Source organism: Exiguobacterium sp. s123, from assembly GCF_018617075.1.
In the GTDB taxonomy this organism is placed as follows: domain Bacteria; phylum Bacillota; class Bacilli; order Exiguobacteriales; family Exiguobacteriaceae; genus Exiguobacterium; species Exiguobacterium profundum.
Map to the genome: position 1 here is coordinate 592250 of NZ_JACSJL010000001.1, position 18098 is coordinate 610347.

General features: G+C 46.0%; 25 protein-coding genes, 1 pseudogene and 1 other annotated feature. Of the genes and pseudogenes, 2 read left to right on the forward strand and 24 right to left on the reverse strand.

Going from position 1 to position 18098, the window contains the following annotated elements; genetic code table 11:
• Positions 1-4: 4 nt before the first annotated feature.
• The 15 genes and pseudogenes from obgE to radC (KNO72_RS03140) all read right to left on the reverse strand — a co-directional run.
• Positions 5-1294: a GTPase ObgE gene (obgE, locus tag KNO72_RS03070; protein WP_015881157.1), complete on the reverse strand. Its 1290-nt coding sequence runs from the start codon at positions 1292-1294 to the stop codon at positions 5-7.
• On the reverse strand, positions 1295-1735 hold the full coding sequence (locus KNO72_RS03075) for a Spo0B domain-containing protein (protein ID WP_214684630.1): 441 nt from the start codon (positions 1733-1735) through the stop codon (positions 1295-1297).
• 67 nt (positions 1736-1802) lie between these two features.
• Positions 1803-2084 (reverse strand): 50S ribosomal protein L27, encoded by a 282-nt coding sequence (gene rpmA, locus KNO72_RS03080; protein WP_015881155.1) that lies wholly within the window; start codon positions 2082-2084, stop codon positions 1803-1805.
• 12 nt (positions 2085-2096) lie between these two features.
• On the reverse strand, positions 2097-2432 hold the full coding sequence (locus KNO72_RS03085) for a ribosomal-processing cysteine protease Prp (RefSeq protein WP_015881154.1): 336 nt from the start codon (positions 2430-2432) through the stop codon (positions 2097-2099).
• Positions 2433-2435: 3 nt separating this feature from the next.
• Positions 2436-2744 (reverse strand): 50S ribosomal protein L21, encoded by a 309-nt coding sequence (gene rplU / locus KNO72_RS03090; RefSeq protein WP_015881153.1) that lies wholly within the window; start codon positions 2742-2744, stop codon positions 2436-2438.
• 15 nt (positions 2745-2759) lie between these two features.
• Positions 2760-2832, reverse strand: a sequence feature (ribosomal protein L21 leader region).
• 55 nt (positions 2833-2887) lie between these two features.
• Positions 2888-4213 (reverse strand): ribonuclease E/G, encoded by a 1326-nt coding sequence (locus KNO72_RS03095; RefSeq protein ID WP_214684631.1) that lies wholly within the window; start codon positions 4211-4213, stop codon positions 2888-2890.
• A gap of 43 nt (positions 4214-4256) precedes the next feature.
• A complete protein-coding gene (minD, locus tag KNO72_RS03100) occupies positions 4257-5114 on the reverse strand; it encodes a septum site-determining protein MinD (RefSeq protein ID WP_214757184.1) in 858 nt (285 codons plus the stop codon).
• A 5-nt stretch (positions 5115-5119) separates the two neighbouring features.
• Positions 5120-5788, reverse strand: coding sequence for a septum site-determining protein MinC (locus KNO72_RS03105; protein WP_251024819.1), 669 nt, complete (start codon positions 5786-5788; stop codon positions 5120-5122).
• 5 nt (positions 5789-5793) lie between these two features.
• Complete coding sequence (gene mreD, locus KNO72_RS03110; protein WP_049759982.1) at positions 5794-6288, reverse strand: rod shape-determining protein MreD; 495 nt, start codon at positions 6286-6288, stop codon at positions 5794-5796.
• Position 6289: 1 nt separating this feature from the next.
• Positions 6290-7180, reverse strand: coding sequence for a rod shape-determining protein MreC (mreC, locus tag KNO72_RS03115; protein WP_047795500.1), 891 nt, complete (start codon positions 7178-7180; stop codon positions 6290-6292).
• Between the two features lie 13 nt (positions 7181-7193).
• Positions 7194-8231 carry a rod shape-determining protein gene (locus KNO72_RS03120; protein ID WP_074037493.1) on the reverse strand — a complete coding sequence of 346 codons (1038 nt, stop codon included), beginning with the start codon at positions 8229-8231 and terminating at the stop codon, positions 7194-7196.
• 198 nt (positions 8232-8429) lie between these two features.
• Entirely contained in the window at positions 8430-8870 is a 441-nt protein-coding gene (locus KNO72_RS03125) for a hypothetical protein (RefSeq protein WP_214757186.1), read from the reverse strand.
• A 69-nt stretch (positions 8871-8939) separates the two neighbouring features.
• Complete coding sequence (locus tag KNO72_RS03130; RefSeq protein WP_214757187.1) at positions 8940-9773, reverse strand: DUF2785 domain-containing protein; 834 nt, start codon at positions 9771-9773, stop codon at positions 8940-8942.
• 72 nt (positions 9774-9845) lie between these two features.
• Positions 9846-10043: a hypothetical protein gene (locus KNO72_RS03135; protein ID WP_214757188.1), complete on the reverse strand. Its 198-nt coding sequence runs from the start codon at positions 10041-10043 to the stop codon at positions 9846-9848.
• A 160-nt stretch (positions 10044-10203) separates the two neighbouring features.
• A pseudogene (gene radC, locus KNO72_RS03140) lies at positions 10204-10512 on the reverse strand (RadC family protein); the annotation flags it as partial.
• A gap of 141 nt (positions 10513-10653) precedes the next feature.
• Between radC (KNO72_RS03140) and KNO72_RS03145 the strand changes: the two are divergent.
• Complete coding sequence (locus KNO72_RS03145) at positions 10654-11643, forward strand: hypothetical protein (RefSeq protein WP_214757189.1); 990 nt, start codon at positions 10654-10656, stop codon at positions 11641-11643.
• Between the two features lie 359 nt (positions 11644-12002).
• Here the strand turns inward: KNO72_RS03145 and KNO72_RS15850 are convergent, their stop codons facing one another.
• From KNO72_RS15850 to KNO72_RS03175, 7 genes are all read right to left on the reverse strand, one after another.
• Positions 12003-12431: an IS3 family transposase gene (locus KNO72_RS15850; RefSeq protein WP_371815828.1), complete on the reverse strand. Its 429-nt coding sequence runs from the start codon at positions 12429-12431 to the stop codon at positions 12003-12005.
• 3 nt (positions 12432-12434) lie between these two features.
• Positions 12435-12719 carry an IS3 family transposase gene (locus KNO72_RS15855; RefSeq protein ID WP_371815829.1) on the reverse strand — a complete coding sequence of 95 codons (285 nt, stop codon included), beginning with the start codon at positions 12717-12719 and terminating at the stop codon, positions 12435-12437.
• 164 nt (positions 12720-12883) lie between these two features.
• Positions 12884-13108: a phage holin family protein gene (locus tag KNO72_RS15860; RefSeq protein WP_371815830.1), complete on the reverse strand. Its 225-nt coding sequence runs from the start codon at positions 13106-13108 to the stop codon at positions 12884-12886.
• Entirely contained in the window at positions 13101-13187 is an 87-nt protein-coding gene (locus KNO72_RS15865; RefSeq protein WP_214757299.1) for a phage holin family protein, read from the reverse strand. Before KNO72_RS15865 ends, KNO72_RS15860 begins: the two co-directional genes overlap by 8 nt.
• Before the next feature lie 226 nt (positions 13188-13413).
• Positions 13414-13755: a hypothetical protein gene (locus KNO72_RS03165; protein ID WP_214757192.1), complete on the reverse strand. Its 342-nt coding sequence runs from the start codon at positions 13753-13755 to the stop codon at positions 13414-13416.
• A gap of 264 nt (positions 13756-14019) precedes the next feature.
• Complete coding sequence (locus KNO72_RS03170; RefSeq protein ID WP_214757194.1) at positions 14020-14121, reverse strand: phage holin family protein; 102 nt, start codon at positions 14119-14121, stop codon at positions 14020-14022.
• Positions 14122-14277: 156 nt separating this feature from the next.
• Positions 14278-14796, reverse strand: coding sequence for a HEPN domain-containing protein (locus KNO72_RS03175; RefSeq protein ID WP_214757196.1), 519 nt, complete (start codon positions 14794-14796; stop codon positions 14278-14280).
• A gap of 1360 nt (positions 14797-16156) precedes the next feature.
• Between KNO72_RS03175 and KNO72_RS03180 the strand changes: the two genes are divergently transcribed.
• A complete protein-coding gene (locus tag KNO72_RS03180) occupies positions 16157-16570 on the forward strand; it encodes a recombinase family protein (protein ID WP_214757198.1) in 414 nt (137 codons plus the stop codon).
• A gap of 240 nt (positions 16571-16810) precedes the next feature.
• Here KNO72_RS03180 and radC (KNO72_RS03185) read toward each other — a convergent pair whose 3' ends face one another.
• Both radC (KNO72_RS03185) and KNO72_RS03190 read right to left on the reverse strand, forming a co-directional pair.
• Positions 16811-17440: a RadC family protein gene (radC, locus tag KNO72_RS03185; RefSeq protein WP_015881143.1), complete on the reverse strand. Its 630-nt coding sequence runs from the start codon at positions 17438-17440 to the stop codon at positions 16811-16813.
• A 20-nt stretch (positions 17441-17460) separates the two neighbouring features.
• Complete coding sequence (locus KNO72_RS03190) at positions 17461-18045, reverse strand: Maf family protein (protein ID WP_214684709.1); 585 nt, start codon at positions 18043-18045, stop codon at positions 17461-17463.
• Positions 18046-18098 lie beyond the last annotated feature (53 nt).

Consider the following 18098-nt stretch of genomic DNA (forward strand, 5'->3'; position numbering starts at 1 on the left):
TTTTTTATTCCACAAACTCGAATTCGAAGTCGAGGATTGCCACGACACTACCGTCCTCGGCACCCAACTTACGAAGATCGTCATCGACGCCCATTTGACGCATTTGACGAGCAAATCGTTTGATCGACTCATCATGGTCAAAGTTCGTCATCTTGAAGAGCTTCTCGATACGAGGTCCCGTGATCACGAAGCGATCGTATTCATCGATGTGGATTTGATAGCCTTTCTCTTCCTTCTCATAACGATACACGACACGAGGCGTCGCTGTCTTCTCTTCGAGCTCATCGAGTGGGAATTCTGGTGTCGTATCGACAAAGTTCGCCACTTCGATTAACAAGTTGCGAAGACCGTCTTGAGCGAGTGCCGAGATCGGGAAGACTTTGACGTCGTCCCCTACCTTCTTCTTGAACTCTTCAAGATGTTCCGCTGCGTCCGGCATATCCATTTTGTTCGCCACGACGACTTGTGGACGCTCAAGGAGACGTAAGTTGTACGACTCGAGCTCACGGTTGATCGTCGTGTAGTCTTCGAACGGATCGCGTCCTTCCATACCGCTCATATCGATCATGTGAACGATGACTTTCGTCCGTTCGATATGGCGAAGGAACTGGTGACCGAGACCAACGCCTTGGCTCGCTCCTTCGATGAGACCTGGAAGGTCGGCCATGACGAAACTACGGTCGTCCGCTGTCTTGACGACACCGAGGTTCGGTGTAATCGTCGTGAAGTGGTACGCACCGATTTTCGGGCGCGCCGACGAGACGACCGAGAGAAGCGTTGACTTCCCGACAGACGGGAATCCGACGAGACCGACGTCTGCGAGGAGTTTCAACTCGAGACGCAACTCACGTTCTTGACCTGGTTCCCCGTTCTCCGCGATTTCTGGAGCCGGGTTGGCAGGTGTCGCAAAACGACAGTTCCCGCGACCACCACGACCACCTTTCGCGATCGTCGCTTGTTGACCGTGCTCGGTCAAGTCCGCGATGACGGTATCCGTCTCGGCGTCGAACACGATCGTGCCAGGTGGAACTTTGACGATGAGCGGTTTCGCTTTACGTCCGTGCATCCCTTTTGACATCCCTTTTTCGCCATCATGGGCGATAAACTTCTTCGAATAGCGGAAATCAACGAGCGTCCGCAATCCTTCCTCTACTTCAAAGATGACGTCCCCACCGTGACCACCGTCACCACCTGCAGGACCACCGTCTGGAACGTATTTCTCGCGACGGAAAGCGACCATCCCTTTTCCGCCGTCTCCAGCTTTTACAAAAATATTAACCTGATCGACAAACATTTATTTCCCCTCCTTTATGTGAAACGTAGTAGTATCTACGTTCTGTTCGTACACATCGGCTGATGCCTTCACATCGTCCGGGACAGTGCCCGTGACGCGAATCATCAGTCCGTCCGTGAACGTCACATGAATCGGCCCATCCGTGTTGTCTAACAAGCGGACAAGCATCTCTGCCACTCGCGCGTCATCGATGGCGAGTTGGTCGGTTGAAATCGTATACGTCATCCGTCCCTCCCAATTCGCTTGAATCACGACTAGGCTCGTCTGTGGCACGTTCAAACGAACGAGCGCACTCTCTTCGTCGGCCTGTTTCCGATAGCGTTCGTAAAGTTCCTCGAGCTTAGTCGGATCGAGAGCCACATAGAGCGAGATCAATTGAAGCCGATTCATCCATTCGTGACGGACGGTCGATAAGAGCTCGAGTGTCTGTTCTGAATCCATTTAGATCCTCTCCTAGAAAAAAAGACTCTAACCAAATAAGTGGCTAGAGTCTTCTGCGTCGTTCAACTTACGCGACTGGGTAAACGCTCACTTGTTTCTTGTCGCGACCAAGACGCTCATAGCGTACTACGCCGTCAACTTTCGCAAACAAAGTGTCGTCGCCACCACGGCCAACGTTTTCACCTGGGTGAATCTTTGTACCGCGTTGGCGGTAAAGGATTGATCCAGCTGAAACTGTTTGTCCGTCAGCGCGTTTTGCACCGAGACGTTTCGAAATTGAGTCACGACCGTTTTTAGTCGAACCAACTCCCTTTTTCGAAGCGAAGAACTGAAGGTTCAATTGTAACATGAGGTCCACCTCCTATTGTTCAATTTGGATATATTCACCGTAGCTTTGGGCGATCGTGTCTAACTGCACGAGCATCCCTTCTAATAACAGTTGGGTGCGTTCCATATCCTGCGGTGATAAGTCAGGATACGTCTCGACATAAAAGTAACCACCCTCTGTTTGATCTGCCATTTCTACAAGAAGCGATTGACCCGCAAGCGTTTCGACGGCGTTATAGGCACCAAAGATGATGGCTGAAACACCGGCGCACACCAAGTCAGAACCAGGTTCTGCAAAATTGGCATGACCCGTCACTTCGACGGAGCGAATCGACTTCGCCTCGTCTCGTCTTACCTTGACCCGAATCATAGCTTACGCTTCGATTTTCTCGATGCGAACTTTCGTGTAAGGCTGACGGTGACCTTGCTTACGACGGTAGTTTTTCTTAGCTTTCATTTTGAAGACAGTGATCTTCTTAGCGCGGCCGTGTTTTACCACAGTACCGACAACTTTAGCGCCTTCTACGAGTGGAGCGCCGACTTTAACATCGTCACCACCAACGAAAAGAACCTCACCGAATTCTACAGTACCTTCGACATCAGCATCGAGTTTTTCGATGTAGATCTCTTGACCTGCTTCAACTTTGATTTGCTTACCACCAGTTTTGATGATTGCGTACATATACGTGCACCTCCTTGTTAAACTCAGACTCGCCATCCTGGGCAGGGCAAAACCTTTAAAAACCCGTTCTGTGCGGTTGTAGCCATTTGGGTGCTTCCAAACGAACTAACGTTATAGATAATACCATTCTCGATTAATCATTGTCAACGACGAGATAAGAAATTCTGACATTCTTCGGACGTCCCATAAAAGAGGAACTCCGGCTCCCCTTCGACGAGATGCACCTCGATGTCAAATTCGTGCCAGGAAGCGTCATGCCACTTCTTAGGGAGTGAGAGCACGACCGCTTCGTACTGATCATTCAAATCAAGGAGCGACCGTTCAAACTGTGAGAAGATGGCCAATTTTGAAGGCTTGCCGGCATGAAACATCCGGTCTTGAATCGAGCGACCGGTCCGTTCCCGCGACAGCTCGAACAGCCCCATTCGTGTGAAGCCGTACACCTCGACCCGACGTGGGTCACGCGCCCCGAGTTCTTTCATCTTTTTAAGGAGACGGGTCTGCCCTTCCTTTGAACCACGTAAGAAATCGATGATGACCATGCCGCCGATATTTCGCAGACGCAACTGCTCCATGATCGAATAGAGCGCGGCTTCATTGATGGTATCGGCCGCACGCCCCTTGTCTTTGACGGCGACATTTTTGCCACTATTCACGTCGATGACGGTCATCGTCTCGACTTGTTCGATCAAGACGAACGCCCCACCATCCAACCAGACGGCACGACTCTCCAGTTTCTCGATGGCTCCATCGAGACGTTTCGCTTCAGGCATCCGCCCTTTTCCGATATGACGTTTCACGGGGACATCCAATCGTTCGAGTCGCGTTTGCCCTTCTTTGTCATTCAACAGCACGGACTCGACTGCATGACGTCTCACGAATTGTTCGCATAGTAGCTCGTCTTGCCCGAACCGTTGCTCGATCACCACGATTGAACGGTTACGCAATCGATTCAGTTCTTCCTGTAACGCTTCCGGGGCCACTTGTCCGGCTTCCGTCCGAAATAAGACCCCTTCCTCTTCCGTTAAGTCGAGCGCCTTTGAGAGGCGGTCCTGCGTGACGAGGTCGAGTTTCCGGCTGAACAGTTGACGACGTCCAAATGGGAAATACACAAGATATCGCCCACCGAATCGAATGTTCTCTGTCACTTTATGATGCTTGCCGTTGATTCCTTCTTTTGTCACTTGGACGAGTCGCTTTTCTCCGACGACTGCCGCTTGCCCGATGGCGGGCACTTCCGGATACGAGGCGAGCGCACGGAGCGTCTCTGCGATCGGGAGAAAGTATGTCGTCTCCCCATCCGTCAAAAAGGCTGCCCCGAGTGACGGGTGGATCCGTTCAATTGCGGCTTCGACGATGGTCCCGACCGACAGTTGGTCGACAAACCGTTCCTCGACTTCGAGTAATCGTTCGCCGTCCACGAGCATCGCCCGTTCGATGGAAGGTGTTCGTTCGTAGATTAGCTTCATCTGCATCACTCCTTTCGACAGAAAAAGGCAACTTCCGTTGCCTTTACGCTTTTTTCATTCCAAATTTCATCATGAGTCGTGCCCAGAAGCCGACCGGTGCCGTCTCCGTCTGAATCGACATGAGCGGGACCGATTCGCCAAGAATACGGCGCGTGATGTTCCGGTACGCCTGCCCGGCATAGTTATCCGGATTCATCGTGACCGGGACACCGCGGTTCGCGGCTGCGATGACTTCCTCATCGTCGATGACGACACCGAGTAAGTCGATCGACAGGATGCGCATGATGTCATCGATGTCGAGCATGTCGCCCGATTCGACGAGATGATTCTTGACTCGGTTGACAATCAGTTTAGGCACATCGATATGTTCCGCTTGTTCGAGCATCCCGATGATTCGGTCTGCATCTTGAACCGCCGCCTTTTCAGGTGTCGTGACGACGATCGCCTCATCCGCACCGGCAATCGCGTTCATGAACCCTTGCTCGATTCCAGCAGGACAGTCAATCAAGACGAAATCATATTCCGTCTTCAACTGGTCAACGATTTCCTTCACTTGTTCAGGATTCACTGACGTCTTGTCTTTCGACTGTGCGGCCGGGAGTAAATACATCTCCTCGAAGCGTTTATCGCGGACGAGCGCCTGATTCAACTTACATTGACCCGTGATGACATCGACAAGGTTATAAATGCTCCGGTTGTCGAGACCGAGAATGATATCGAGGTTACGCAATCCGATATCTGTATCGACGAGACAGACCGAGTGTCCAGACAAGGCGAGCCCCGTCCCGATGTTGGCGGTCGTCGTTGTCTTGCCGACGCCCCCTTTTCCTGATGTCACGACGATGGCTCTGCCGTTTTTAACTTCTTTTTCTGTATGTACAGGCTCCACTACTTGCTCCATTCCACTCACCCTCTCTGTAATTCCATTGCATATGCGTCTTTCAGACCTGTCATGACGTGGCGGAGACGTGTCATCTCAATCCCATCACTCGTCTGATACGCACAACCCATCTCAATCTCAGGAAGTTCTTCATCGTCATCGGCTGTGAGTACATGTTCACCGATTGCTAAAAACTTCGGATGGAGCAGGCTCGCGGTAATGACCGCTTCTTCCCATCCTTCGACACCGGCGCGCACATTTCCTCGTATCGTCCCTAAACAATAAATACTTCCTGTCGCCCGGACCTCTGACCCAGGATTGATATCCCCGATCACGAGCACAGAACCGTCAAACGTCAAGACTTGCCCACTCCGAATCGTCCCGCTGTGATAGTGGAATGTCTTTCTGCCGTACGTCGCTTTCGCTTCTTCTGTCAACATGACATCGCTCGACAAGTCTTCAATATAAAAAACGCCATGACGAGCGACGACCTCACGAATTTGACGTGACAGCTCCTCGTCAATATAACGAGTACCCGCGTGCAACTTCAGGGCAATCTTTCCGGACGGCGGCTCCATTTCTTGTAATGTCGCTTCTAAGTCCGTAAGCACCTCGTCGATGCCACTCTTCGGATTGAAGTGAATGGCAATGCCGTTGCGATGTCCTTTAATCGTAATGTGTCGTTTACGCTCCATCATGGCTACCCTCTTTTCGCAACAGGGCGTGTCGTCACATAACGCGTCATCGGATAATAAAGAATCACGATGGCGATGGCATTGACGAGCATCGTCCCTGGAATCTGTTCAACCAATAGTGTTTGAATCGTCATCAACGTCCCACCAATCGCCGCCATGATCCCGTAAATCGCAAAGGTGAAAACGAGAATCATAAACGTGAACGTAATGGTGACGGAGAAGAAGTTCTCACCTATATATTTTAACACGAAGCTGGCTAAGAGAGGAATGAGTGAAAAAGTAAATACATAGATTCCAATCAGGTCGGTGTAGACGATATCATACAGCAGTCCGAATACAAGCCCAAACCCGAGTGCCGTCTCCCATCGACCGTACAGACTGACAAACATCAACCCGATCAACGTCAACAAAAGAAACGGCGTGGCGTAGTGCCAAGAAAAAATCGATGCCCATGTTCCTTCAATAAGAAAAAGGAGGAACAGGGCGATGAACACTTTCATGTTACTCACCCGCTGCTCCTCCTTCCTCGGGACCCGTTAAAAACGGTTCGTCTAGTGTCCGATCAATCACGTACATTTGTGAGAACTCATTGAAGTCGGCCTCCGGTTTAATCCGGGCGACTTGTGAGACGCCATATTCATCCGTCTCGATCGATTCGATCGTACCGATGACGAGTCCAGCCGGATAACGTCCACCGAGTCCAGACGTCGATACGATTTCTCCTTCTTTCAGCTTGACGCTATTCGATACTTTTGTGAAGAACAATTCATTCGTCTCCGTGTCGAATCCGTCAACCGTCCCATACGTCGGTTTGCCGTCCGCATCTTTGACCACAGCCGAGACGTTGTTCGTCCGGTTGTTGTCGCTGAGCAGTTGAACTTGCGACGTATAAGCACTCGTCTGAATGACACGACCGACCATCCCGCTCGCTGCGGTCACGGCCATGCCCTTTTCAACGCCGCGTTCTGAACCGACGTTGATGGTGACGTAGCGTTGCCAATCGTTCGGTGTCCGACCGATGACCTCCGCCGGAATGAGGTCGAAGTCACGTAACGACTCGTCTCTTGCTTCGACCATCTTTCGAAGCTCCTCATTCTCACGGCGCAAATCATCCGCTTCAACCGATACCTCGGCGTACTTCGCCAAATGTTCTTTCAGCTGGCGGTTCTCTTCGTAGATATCGCGGACATCTGAGATGGACGAGACCGTTGAGTCCATCCACCCGATTGGTACCGCGAACACTCGCTGGAACGTGCCGACCACATCACGCGTGACATCTTGGTACCAGGCTGATTCCGATCGTCCTCGAATCGAAACACCTAAAATGACGAAAAACAAGATCAGTACAATTAGCGTGATGATGAGCTTTTTATTACGTACGAATCGGCTCATCGTGTCTCACCTCTCATCGACGTGACGAGATGCCTGATTTCGAACGGAGGACGTCCATCATTTCAAGAGATTTTCCAGTCCCGACCGCTACGCAGTCGAGTGGCTCATCCGCAACGAGTGTCGGGATGTGTGTCTCGTCTGAGATCACGTCGTCCAAGTTTTTGAGGAGGGCGCCGCCGCCAGTCAAGACGATTCCGCGGTCCATAACGTCAGCCGCAAGTTCTGGAGGAGTTTGCTCAAGCGTTTGCTTGACCCCTGCTAAAATCGCTTCAACTGTATCCGAAAGAGCTTCACACACTTCTGCAGACGTGACTTCGATTTGTTTTGGAAGTCCTGTTACGAGGTCGCGACCACGGATTTCCATCTTCTCCGCTTCGTTCGATGCATCGATGCGCGCCGAACCGACTTCCATTTTGAGCGTCTCAGATGTACGCTCCCCGATCATGAGGTTGTACTTGTTCTTGATGTAACGAATAATGGCATCATCCATTTCGTCACCACCGACACGAATCGATTGGCTTGTCACGATGCCGCCGAGTGAGATCACTGCGACTTCGGTCGTACCGCCACCGATATCGACGACCATCGAGCCAGTCGGTTCCCAAACTGGGAGGCCTGCACCGATTGCTGCTGCGAACGGTTCTTCGATTGTGTATGCTTCACGAGCGCCTGCTTGTTTCGCAGCGTCTTCCACGGCACGTTTTTCAACAGACGTGATACCGCTTGGGACACAAATCATGACGTTCGTCTTCGATGAGAACAAACCGCCTTTTGATTTTTGAGCTTGCTCCATGAAGTATTTGATCATCGTCGCTGTCGTTTCGAAGTCAGCGATGACGCCGTCTTTCATCGGACGACGTGCAGAGACGTTCCCCGGAGTACGTCCAATCATATCTTTGGCCTGGTTACCAACGGCCTCAATTCTACCTGTATCTGTGCGGAACGCCACGACGGACGGTTCACGAACAACAATTCCTTGACCCTTTACATAAACGAGCGTGTTAGCCGTTCCAAGGTCGATTCCGATTTCTCGGTTAAAACTACGAAACATAGGTGTTGCTCCTCTCTTCATTACACTATTTTTTATTATAACGGAAAAATCATGTTTGAAAACGTTCATTCGATTACAGGTTATTTACAATAACCGCATCTCAGTCCTGCCTCACCGTCTATTAGTTTGCCTTCTTTTCGGCAAAAAGGCAAATCAAAAAAGCAGACGCAAGTGAGCGTCTGCCTAAGGAGAGAACGGTTACAATCCCGGTTGGAGCGGAAGCAGTAACATCGCTCCGTAAAAGAATACCGAGAAAATCAACACCGGCCGAAAGAAGCGGGATGGCTTGAGTCGCGTCGCTCCTGCCAAAAAGCTCGATGTCGTCACGACGAAAATGTAAATTCCGATGTACATGAGCAGGAGGCGGACGAGTACCGTCCAGATGCCGAGTTGATTGAGTTCATTGAAAGAGAGCACGATCATACCGAGATAAGCGATGAGCGATAGAACTCCTACGCCAACACCGACGAGCGGCGAGACGCGGTCTAGCCAGTGGTTCTGATCGAACCGCATAAATAGCGCTGTGCTCACAAATAAAAACAGGATGAACACAACGATAGAGAAGATGGTTGGTCCTAGATGTATGTAACTCACAAAAAGCGATAATCCGACCATCAGTATCCAAATTATTTTTTCCATATAAACACCTCATTTGTTTTCTAATCAACATCTTGATTCGATTAGAGAAAACTACTTTAATTGATCACATCACGACTTTTTCAGTGTGACGAGAATAGATTGTTGGATCAGATCATGCCGCTGTTCTTCGTTTAAACGGACATATAGACTCTTCAAGAATGTTTTCACATTATGGACGACGTACCAATATTTTTCCTCATCATCAAGATGTTGCTTACATTCTTCTAAGTGATGTGGAAACTGCTCTTCATAGCGATGAATGACTTCAGAATCCATCCCTCGTTCGAGTAAACGTAGGAGCGGATGGATGAGACGTTCGTCTTCATCATGCGCCAATACCTCAGAACGCATGATTTGATGGATGATGACGTGGAAGAGTTCCGGAAATGACACTGGATCCAGTTTCGGATTTGCAATCAGTTCGTCCACCGCATCTGCCGCGTGGGCAATCGAATGGGCCCATCCCTTGCCATTCACATAACCTCTTGTATCTCTCTCGAGCTGAAGATATCGAATCAAACCTTCCGCTGCCTGCTGGAATTGGTCTTCTGTCAAAAAGTCCTCTTCAACGTCTCGATGCAGAATCAAAGCCATCAATAGAGTCGTGAACGCTCTCGTGAAGACAGCGTCCGACTGCGTTTCCTCAATTCTATGAAATAAAAGATCATGCGATGACGTCTCAAGAAGTTCACTCATCTTGTCGAAATCGATGTCTTTTTGTTCGATGATGAGGCGAAAGAACATCGTGTAAATGAGTCGATCACGGAGTTCGCCGTCCGGTGACCCGATATGCTGAACCATACTTGTGAGAATGGCTTCTTTGTTTTTTTCGTAATACGTCAAATCCCCATCTTTCATCACCTGGAGGACTTCTTTTAATTCGTTTTCCGACAGTACATTCATATGCGTACACCGCTCTTCTCAATTTGATTCATCATCTACTCTTTGGCCAAATGACAGTTTAAATAGCGTTGTTCATTCAGACCTTTCATTCGGATGTTGTGATAACTCTTCTTCTCCGGAATAGATCATCCACAAACTCAACATCAAACAAATCAATCCGCCCAGACCAGTCGTGATCAAAGACAATTGCTCACTGAAAAAGGATTTACTGACTGCTAAGAAAAGAAGAAATCCCCATCCGATCACATTCCATATCGTGATTCGCGACATTCGGTAACCTCCTATGTACAAACTTATGCATCATTATTTCTACGCTCTTCAAATTCTACACTTCCATTCATCGATTTCCAACTATATCCAAAATTTAATGAGGTGCCAGTGCTCTCGTAAACACAAAAAAGCAGACATCACGATGCCTGCTCTCTACTTCTCACCCATTCATATATCCCCGCTGCTTCATGCTGACGTAATGGTCTTCCCCGATGATGACGTGGTCGAGACAGGCAATGCCAACGATATTGCCTGCTTCGACCAATCGCTCGGACACCTCGATGTCTTCCCGACTTGGGGTCGCGTCCCCGCTCGGATGATTGTGCACGGCGATAAAGCATGCCGCCGACAACTTGAGCGCCTCACGAAACACATCGCGCGGGTGGACGATCGACGAATTGAGCCCTCCGACAAAGAGCGTCTTCCGAGCAATCAGTTGGTTCTTCGTATTCAAATATAGACAAATATACTAGGGATAAACACTAAAACTATTTATCTTTTTTCGATTTTCTTCATTTATAGTTAAGAGTGTTAGATAGATTCATAAAAAGTCTCTAATATCTATAAATAGAGAGTTTTTTATCTTAACTAAAATCAGGAGGTTCTAGCTATGAAGAATAAACTCATTATTTTTAATGAAAAGATAGGTACTTACTTGATAAAATTTAGTTCTTTGATTAAAGAGTTTAAGTATTTAGCTGTTATTTTCCTCATCTCTATTTTTATAATTTTGAATATCATTGAATATTTTAAATGGGAACGAGACTTTGGATTTGCAGATTTAATTAACGTCACACTCGCGCTTTTAACGCTCACGGCAGTACGATATTCAAAGATTGCAGCCGAGAGCGCGAAAGAATCGACAGAACTCTCTAAACAATCAATATCTCATACAGAAGAACAAACGAGAATGCTAGCAATTGATTTTGAAACCAAAAATAAACCAAAATTATTGCCTGATGAAAAATTATTCCAAGTTCCTCTATTCAAATTCCCTAAGCCAGAAGAAGATTTCGCACCGGGATTTTACGATGCTTTAAATTTATCCATAACTAATACTTTTTATGGTCATGCATACAACGTCTCTGCATGGTTATATATAGATGATAATAAAATTGATAGTTATTGTCATAAAGATACACCAAGATTCTATAAACAACATTTTAACGATGATTACTCTTTCAAAGTTTATAAAAGTACCGATGGAGAACCCATTATATTCTCAATATTTAATGATGCTGATTCAAGCTATGAAATGAATACACTTGCTTCGCTATCTAAGAACATGTTAGTCACAAAATATATTAATACTCATCCTGTCATTAAACACGGAGAAAATATTAAAATAGATGTCCCATTACATATTCACGCAATCATCGGTGATATCTTATATGATCGAATTTCGAGAACTCTTCCTTTCACAAGAGATGATTTAGAACTTCATATTACCTATAAAACAAGTATAGATTTAGACAATAATGGTGTGCATATCAGAAAATACAAAGTGGATATCTCTCATCCTTACTTATCCGATAATCATCACATAAATTTCAGTATTAAATACAATTTTTTGAATGAAATATTTGAAAATCACTCATAATATTTCTCACTCTAATTGTTCATGACTAGTACTCGAACCTACAATTCCCATTTGATATATGCTCAAATCGAGGTAATAAACGTGTTGCGATATAAAAAATGCACACTGTGCGAGCAAGGAAGAATTAATGTGGATTTATGAAAGACTATCAACTTTTCTCGAAAAAATGATGTCATTATGTTCCGTATACTTCAATTTCATGACAGGGAGACTTTAAAGGCCTGTCGAATTAGTAGTACCTGAAAAGATTGCAATCCAATAAAAAATCCCCACTCAATGAAGTGACCCCTAAAAGTTAGACACGGTTATTTCATCTAGGCTGCGTGAACGAACTGGGTCCGATATTGCACCGGACTCAGTTATAACTTTGCCTTGATTCGTCGTGTGTTGTAATAGTCTATGTAGTTATCGAGCTCGATTTTGAAGTGATCGATACTCTCGAAACGCTTAAGATAAAGGAATTCGGATTTCATGATCCCGAAGAAATTCTCCATCACTGCGTTGTCATGACAGTTCCCCTTGCGAGACATGCTCTGCACGATACCTTTCTCTTTGAGGGTATGTCGGAACTGACTCATTTGGTAATGCCATCCCTGATCGGAATGGATCAAGAGCTGATGCTCCTCAGGCAGTTTGGACAAAGCGTTCTCCAACATCTCTGAAACCAGTGAGTACGTCGGTCTTGAGCCGATGGTATAGGTGATGATTTCTCCGTTGAACAGGTCTAGGACAGGGGATAGGTAGAGATTCTCCCGGACAGTTTGAACTCGGAGATATCGGTCACCCATTTCTCATTCGTGGCGTCCGCCTTGAAGTTTCGGTCCAGGATGTTGTCCACGACCTTCCCCACCGTCCCCCGATATGATTTGTATTTCTTCAGGCGCACGAGACATTTCAACCCCCAGTACTTTCATGAGGCGTTGAACCCGCTTATGGTTCACTTTCTGCCCCCGATTTCGGAGTTCATCGCAAATACGACGATAACCGTATCGCCCCTCATGCTCATCATAAATCGCCTGGATCTCTGCCTTCAGACCCGTGTCCGGGTCTGGTCTCCCGATTTTCTTCACCAGCACGTAATAGGTGCTACGTTTGATCCCCGAACACTTAACGAGCGCCTTCACCAGATATTTTTGCCTTAATTCATTGATATTTCACGGCTGACTGGCGTCACCTGCTCTGTATCAGATGCAACATCTTGTAATATGCGATCTACCGTCGGTTCTGGCTTGGCATCTTGCTATTCTGCAAGAACATCAACTAGTTGTTTCAGAAATGGTACACCCAGAAGCACGTAATTTTCAGTGACTGACAAGCCCTCTCGAGCGATATAGTAATAGAGAACAAATGTACGCAGAACAGGCATCGAGTTACTCAACATCTCGTCCGCGAGAACAGCAATCATGATTACAATAAAGACGACACCCTTTCGGATTCCGGCCCAAAACATGACGTCGCTATTCAATTTTTTTATGTTTTGCTGCAGCTAAGAACCCAGTTACATAGTCAATGACGATAAGCGTGACGAGTAGTTTAATCGCCACGTCCCATCCCCGAACATCGCAGTAACGCTCGTGGCGACGATAGCAACGGCTTCTTCAGTTAGTTATTGTGTACGCATAACATAACTCCTTTTCGGGGGCATAATAGATTACGTTCATCAGTTGATCCCCTTTACATAGTGTCGGATGACTCCATCAAAAAGACGCCGGATACCCGACGTCTAAAAACTTGAATTAAATTATACATGCTTCAATACTGAATAATTTTTCATTGTTCATTCCATTCGCAGTTAATCAAATCAGTATATTTAAAGGTACAGGTTCTATAATCTTTTATCCCTATTTTACATTCATTCTCTCCGAGCTTAATACCTTTAAGTTTGTGTAGTTCTCGTTTTCTTGCATCGTACACTTCGTCATTTTCATTCATTTCTTTTGGATATAATCTAACTAATTTAACATCCTTTTCATCTTGAACATCAATCATTATTTTTTTCTGACAAACTTCGCAAGACCAAGTAACTTTATTAACTTCTGTTTCCAAAATTTCTTTTTGACATTCTATACAAAAATAACTTTCTCCTTTAAATAGTTTGTTATGAATTAACACATTAATCACCTCTTATTCATTATACAAAATTAACATATTATGCGTATTTAACTCGATTTAAGGTAAATATTAACCAATTATTGAATAACCCTGTTTTCGCCAAAGTGCTGATATACTTGCGATTTCAGTGACACTTACTCTTTCTCGTGCAATATAGTAATAGATAACTACTGTTCATAACACAGGTATCAAATTATTAAGCATCTAATCTGTGAGGACAACAATAATGATTACGAAAAAGACAACACATTTTAGAATATCGTCTCAAAATATAGCATCGCTATTTAATGTTTTATGTTTGGCTGCGGCGAGAAGTTCTGTCACATAATCTATGACGGTGAGTATGACGAATAGTTTAATCGCCACACCTTATCCCCCTAATAGAGCAGTGGCGCTCATCGCGATGATGGCGATGGCTCCTTAAATTGTTTGTTGTATACGCATTGTCCGCCCCCCCTTTTTCGGGGGCTTGATGGATTGCTCCATGAGAAAAGAACCCCTCACGAATAGATATCCTTCGAATTATGTTTGCGGTTGTGGTGTGTCGTTCCACTCCGGCCTGATTTGGAAAATACAAATCTCTAAGGCAGTCAAAACCGCGTTTGAGGATTGAAAAGAAGTCGGTTGGTATTGATAGTTGTAACGCCAGCTTATAAACGCATGAGAGGCTGAGTCTAGAATCTTTTCAAGTGACTCATCTAGCTCGGGTACGTGCTTCTTCAATTCCAAGTGAAGTGGATCTAAGCTATTTAATGCTTCAAAATAACCAGATATCGTATTCTGGGATTCTTTCGAAAGTTCTCTAAAAAGCTTACCTAAATTATGTCCATCTCTTTTTTTCGAATCCTTCCCGTTTTCTAGATAGTAAAGGCACTTGAGGTACAATTCAGTCGAAAATGCTTTGTTTACAACGATTGGACCGATGTACATATTGACATCGTTCGTCTCGCTCAGTGCCTTACCAATTAAGTCGCCAGCGTTCCGAAACCTTCTTGCTTGCAAGAAAATCTGTCTTGCATTGTCTGTTTGAGTGTTTGACAAGTAAATCCCTCCTATTAACGTGATTATTACATGCAGATAGAACAGTTCCCTTAATTTACTAAATCAAGATTATTTTAGTTGAGTTTCTTCAACAGACGGATTTTTGAAGGCCATCGTCTCGTCGAATTCTTGCGTCGTGATGTAAGTGATATCTAGCGCGCGAAGAGTATTCGAGTCCGAATAGTTCTCTCCGTCGTAATTTTTGACATGTAGCATGTACTCTTGACTAATCTCCGGAAACGGCGTGTGCCGTCTTTGGAGATTGCTTTAGCATAAGCGATTACGAGTGATTGATAGATTGGTGTCATGTTAGATTCCTCTTAATACGATTTCGTAAAGTTCGACGACGACTGTATTTTGTGCTTGGTTTTCTACTTTTAGTGCTTCCATTTGTTCCTCTGTAGTGAGTGGACGATCGACGTATTCATAGGTGATAGTCGCAGTTTCTAAAACCACATATTCTCGAATAGAAAAACCTTTTCTAGATTCCGGTCGCGGCGGTAAATTATAAACATAAATCCCTTGTAATTTCTGTGCTTCTGTAAGTGTGCTTTCATCATAACTACCGCTTTTACTAAAGCTTTCCAGTCAACTATGTCTCGATAGGAAACATACATATCATTACCTCTTCAAAGTTTGTAATCTTGTTTGACCACAAGTGAAAAATGTGTGACCAATTCTTTGTTTTGTCTGATTATATGAAGGCGTCCGAACTTCGCTACCGCCCCTTGCCACAAGACTCGCGCTGAATCCGTAGTTGACTACGGAAGGTAGCACCACTTCACCTGACTTCGTTAGCTCATAAAATGTAACATCTTGAGCTGTATGTATAACTTTAAAATTGTTGCCGACCTAATCCATTGCAGGTGGTGCGTTAATGCTGTATAAAACGGCGTTTAATAAACGAGAGTATTAGAAAGGATTATTCCCGCCGCTCTAACTTGTACTCGCGAAAATTTCTGTACCTAAGGCAACAATGTCCAGGTTTGCGGATGGCAGAGAACAAACAAACGTAAATTTCTGAACCAACGTATCAGCATTAAAAACAAGAACCGTCCCATTTATTGACCTAAAATCACTTCGTTCATTTCTTTATGATATTTGACAACAAAATAAGTATTTGCGGAAACTATGGTTATCGCTTTCGCGACTTTGTTGATTTTGTATAAACTGTTATTTGATGTTGAAACGAATATAAAGTCGGAGTGTTCAGTTGAGATTCCTTAGGCACTAATCCCACTATCGTCAACGGAGATACAGTACGGTGTATAACCGGGATAGTTATATCTCGCAATAAATACACACTAACAATTTACCATTTTTCCACCAATAATAGGTATAGAAATTAGCATTAAAGAAAATGATGAAAGACATCGAGAATGGCTTAATTGATGTACTACTAGCGTATCAACTTGATCGACTTACTAGAAGTGTTCGTGATTTACACGACATTTTGGATTTTCTTGAGAAACACAACTGTCAATTCCGTTCAGCAACAGAAGTCTTTGATACCTCGACAGCTATGGGCAGAATGTTCATTACCATCGTAGCTGTTATAGCCGAATGGGAATCCGCGAACTTAGGTGAGCGAGTAAGACTCGGGCAGATTGAAAAAGCAAGACAAGGTGAATGGTCCACTCCTGCGCCTTATGGATGCAGAAAGAACAATCAAAAACGCCTGGAAGTAAGTCCAGACGAGATTGAGGTCGTAAAACTAATAGCACATAAGGTTAAAGAGGGATACAGCTTCCATCAACTATTGATGTATGTGTAATATACGTCCTTCAAGCTGCGAAGATCATATAATTGGCAGATTTCATCTTTCCTAGGCTAGTCTCCTAAACTTAATTCATTATGGTGTATATAAAATTGAACGATGAAGTCTAAAAGGTGCTCAAGAATGAATTATGACCAAAGCAGATTTTGCGCAACTACAAAACATCAACTTCGGGGAAAACAAATTGTAAACCGTACAAATCAAAAAGCAGACATCACGATGCCTGCTCTCTACTCCTTACCCATTCATATATCCCCGCTGCTTCATGCTGACGTAATGGTCTTCCCCGATGATGACGTGGTCGAGACAGGCAATGCCAACGATATTGCCTGCTTCGACCAATCGCTCGGACACCTCGATGTCTTCCCGACTTGGGGTCGCGTCCCCGCTCGGATGATTGTGCACGGCGATAAAGCATGCCGCCGACAACTTGAGCGCCTCACGAAACACATCGCGTGGGTGGACGATTGACGAGTTGAGCCCTCCGACGAAGAGTGTCTTCCGCGCAATCAGTTGGTTCTTCGTATTCAAATACAAACAGACGAAATGCTCTTGATTCAACAGTCTCAATTCATCCCGCAACAACTCATAGGCGTCTTGCGGCGAACGAATCGTCGGCATACTCGCTTTCGGTTCCTCGACGTATCGAATCCCGATCGTGAACGCGGCGAGGAGTTGCTCTGCCTTTTTCTTCGTCATCCCTTCGATTTTGCATAAATCGTGGACGGACGCTTGTGACAACGCCCGTAACGTCGGGTAGACGTCCGAGATACGACGAGCCGTCTCCATCGGGTCAGGTCCCCGCCCTCCGATTTGAAGCAATCTGGCGATGGCGGTCTCTACACTACGGTCAAGCACCATGGTCATTCCTTCACCTACTTTCAAGTTCACAGGAAGCGAGGCGTCACCCCATGCCGGTCGAGCGTCTTGACGAGCGGATGAATCGGCAATCCGACGACATTATAAAAATCCCCTTCGATTCCTTCGACGAAAAGTCCACCCGATCCTTGAATCCCATACGCCCCCGCCTTATCGTAGGGCTCTGTCGAATCTAGATAATCCGCTAGCCAGGTTTCAGGAATCTCAGCGAACGTCACACGCGTCGTCGTGACGAACAAATCTTGGGTCGCACCGATGATACTCACACCCGTCAGCACTTCATGGGTCGAACCGGATAATCGTTTAAGCATCCGTTTCGCATCCTCCCGGTCTGTCGGTTTCTCTAAGATGATCCCATTCAAGACGACGACCGTATCCGCGCCGATGACGATGGCATCACGGTGTTGCCTTGCCACATCCATCGCTTTCTCCCGGGCCAGACGAGCGACATAATCACTCGGTGTCTCCCGACCGTCTGTCCCTTCCGTCACGGTCGATGGGATGACCTCATGCTTGATTCCGGCTTTCGTCAATAGCTCGGTACGTCGCGGTGACATCGAGGCGAGAATGACACGCTTCTGTGTTGAATTCATTGTATCGACTCCTTCTCTTCTTCCAAAACGGCGTTCCTTCCCGTTTCGGTCTT

Coding starts and splice junctions, on each gene's coding strand:
- KNO72_RS03190 (WP_214684709.1), bottom strand. CDS start 18,045: ATGAATTCAACACAGAAGCGTGTCATTCTCGCCTCGATGTCACCGCGA.
- KNO72_RS03180 (WP_214757198.1), top strand. CDS start 16,157: ATGATGAAAGACATCGAGAATGGCTTAATTGATGTACTACTAGCGTAT.
- rplU (WP_015881153.1), bottom strand. CDS start 2,744: ATGTACGCAATCATCAAAACTGGTGGTAAGCAAATCAAAGTTGAAGCA.
- KNO72_RS03135 (WP_214757188.1), bottom strand. CDS start 10,043: ATGTCGCGAATCACGATATGGAATGTGATCGGATGGGGATTTCTTCTT.
- KNO72_RS03095 (WP_214684631.1), bottom strand. CDS start 4,213: ATGAAGCTAATCTACGAACGAACACCTTCCATCGAACGGGCGATGCTC.
- minD (WP_214757184.1), bottom strand. CDS start 5,114: ATGGAGCAAGTAGTGGAGCCTGTACATACAGAAAAAGAAGTTAAAAAC.
- radC (WP_015881143.1), bottom strand. CDS start 17,440: ATGACCATGGTGCTTGACCGTAGTGTAGAGACCGCCATCGCCAGATTG.
- rpmA (WP_015881155.1), bottom strand. CDS start 2,084: ATGTTACAATTGAACCTTCAGTTCTTCGCTTCGAAAAAGGGAGTTGGT.
- KNO72_RS15850 (WP_371815828.1), bottom strand. CDS start 12,431: ATGGGTGACCGATATCTCCGAGTTCAAACTGTCCGGGAGAATCTCTAC.
- mreC (WP_047795500.1), bottom strand. CDS start 7,180: ATGAGCCGATTCGTACGTAATAAAAAGCTCATCATCACGCTAATTGTA.
- KNO72_RS03125 (WP_214757186.1), bottom strand. CDS start 8,870: ATGGAAAAAATAATTTGGATACTGATGGTCGGATTATCGCTTTTTGTG.
- mreD (WP_049759982.1), bottom strand. CDS start 6,288: ATGAAAGTGTTCATCGCCCTGTTCCTCCTTTTTCTTATTGAAGGAACA.
- KNO72_RS03075 (WP_214684630.1), bottom strand. CDS start 1,735: ATGGATTCAGAACAGACACTCGAGCTCTTATCGACCGTCCGTCACGAA.
- KNO72_RS03145 (WP_214757189.1), top strand. CDS start 10,654: ATGAAGAATAAACTCATTATTTTTAATGAAAAGATAGGTACTTACTTG.
- obgE (WP_015881157.1), bottom strand. CDS start 1,294: ATGTTTGTCGATCAGGTTAATATTTTTGTAAAAGCTGGAGACGGCGGA.
- KNO72_RS03130 (WP_214757187.1), bottom strand. CDS start 9,773: ATGAATGTACTGTCGGAAAACGAATTAAAAGAAGTCCTCCAGGTGATG.
- KNO72_RS03120 (WP_074037493.1), bottom strand. CDS start 8,231: ATGTTTCGTAGTTTTAACCGAGAAATCGGAATCGACCTTGGAACGGCT.
- KNO72_RS03105 (WP_251024819.1), bottom strand. CDS start 5,788: ATGGAGCGTAAACGACACATTACGATTAAAGGACATCGCAACGGCATT.
- KNO72_RS03085 (WP_015881154.1), bottom strand. CDS start 2,432: ATGATTCGGGTCAAGGTAAGACGAGACGAGGCGAAGTCGATTCGCTCC.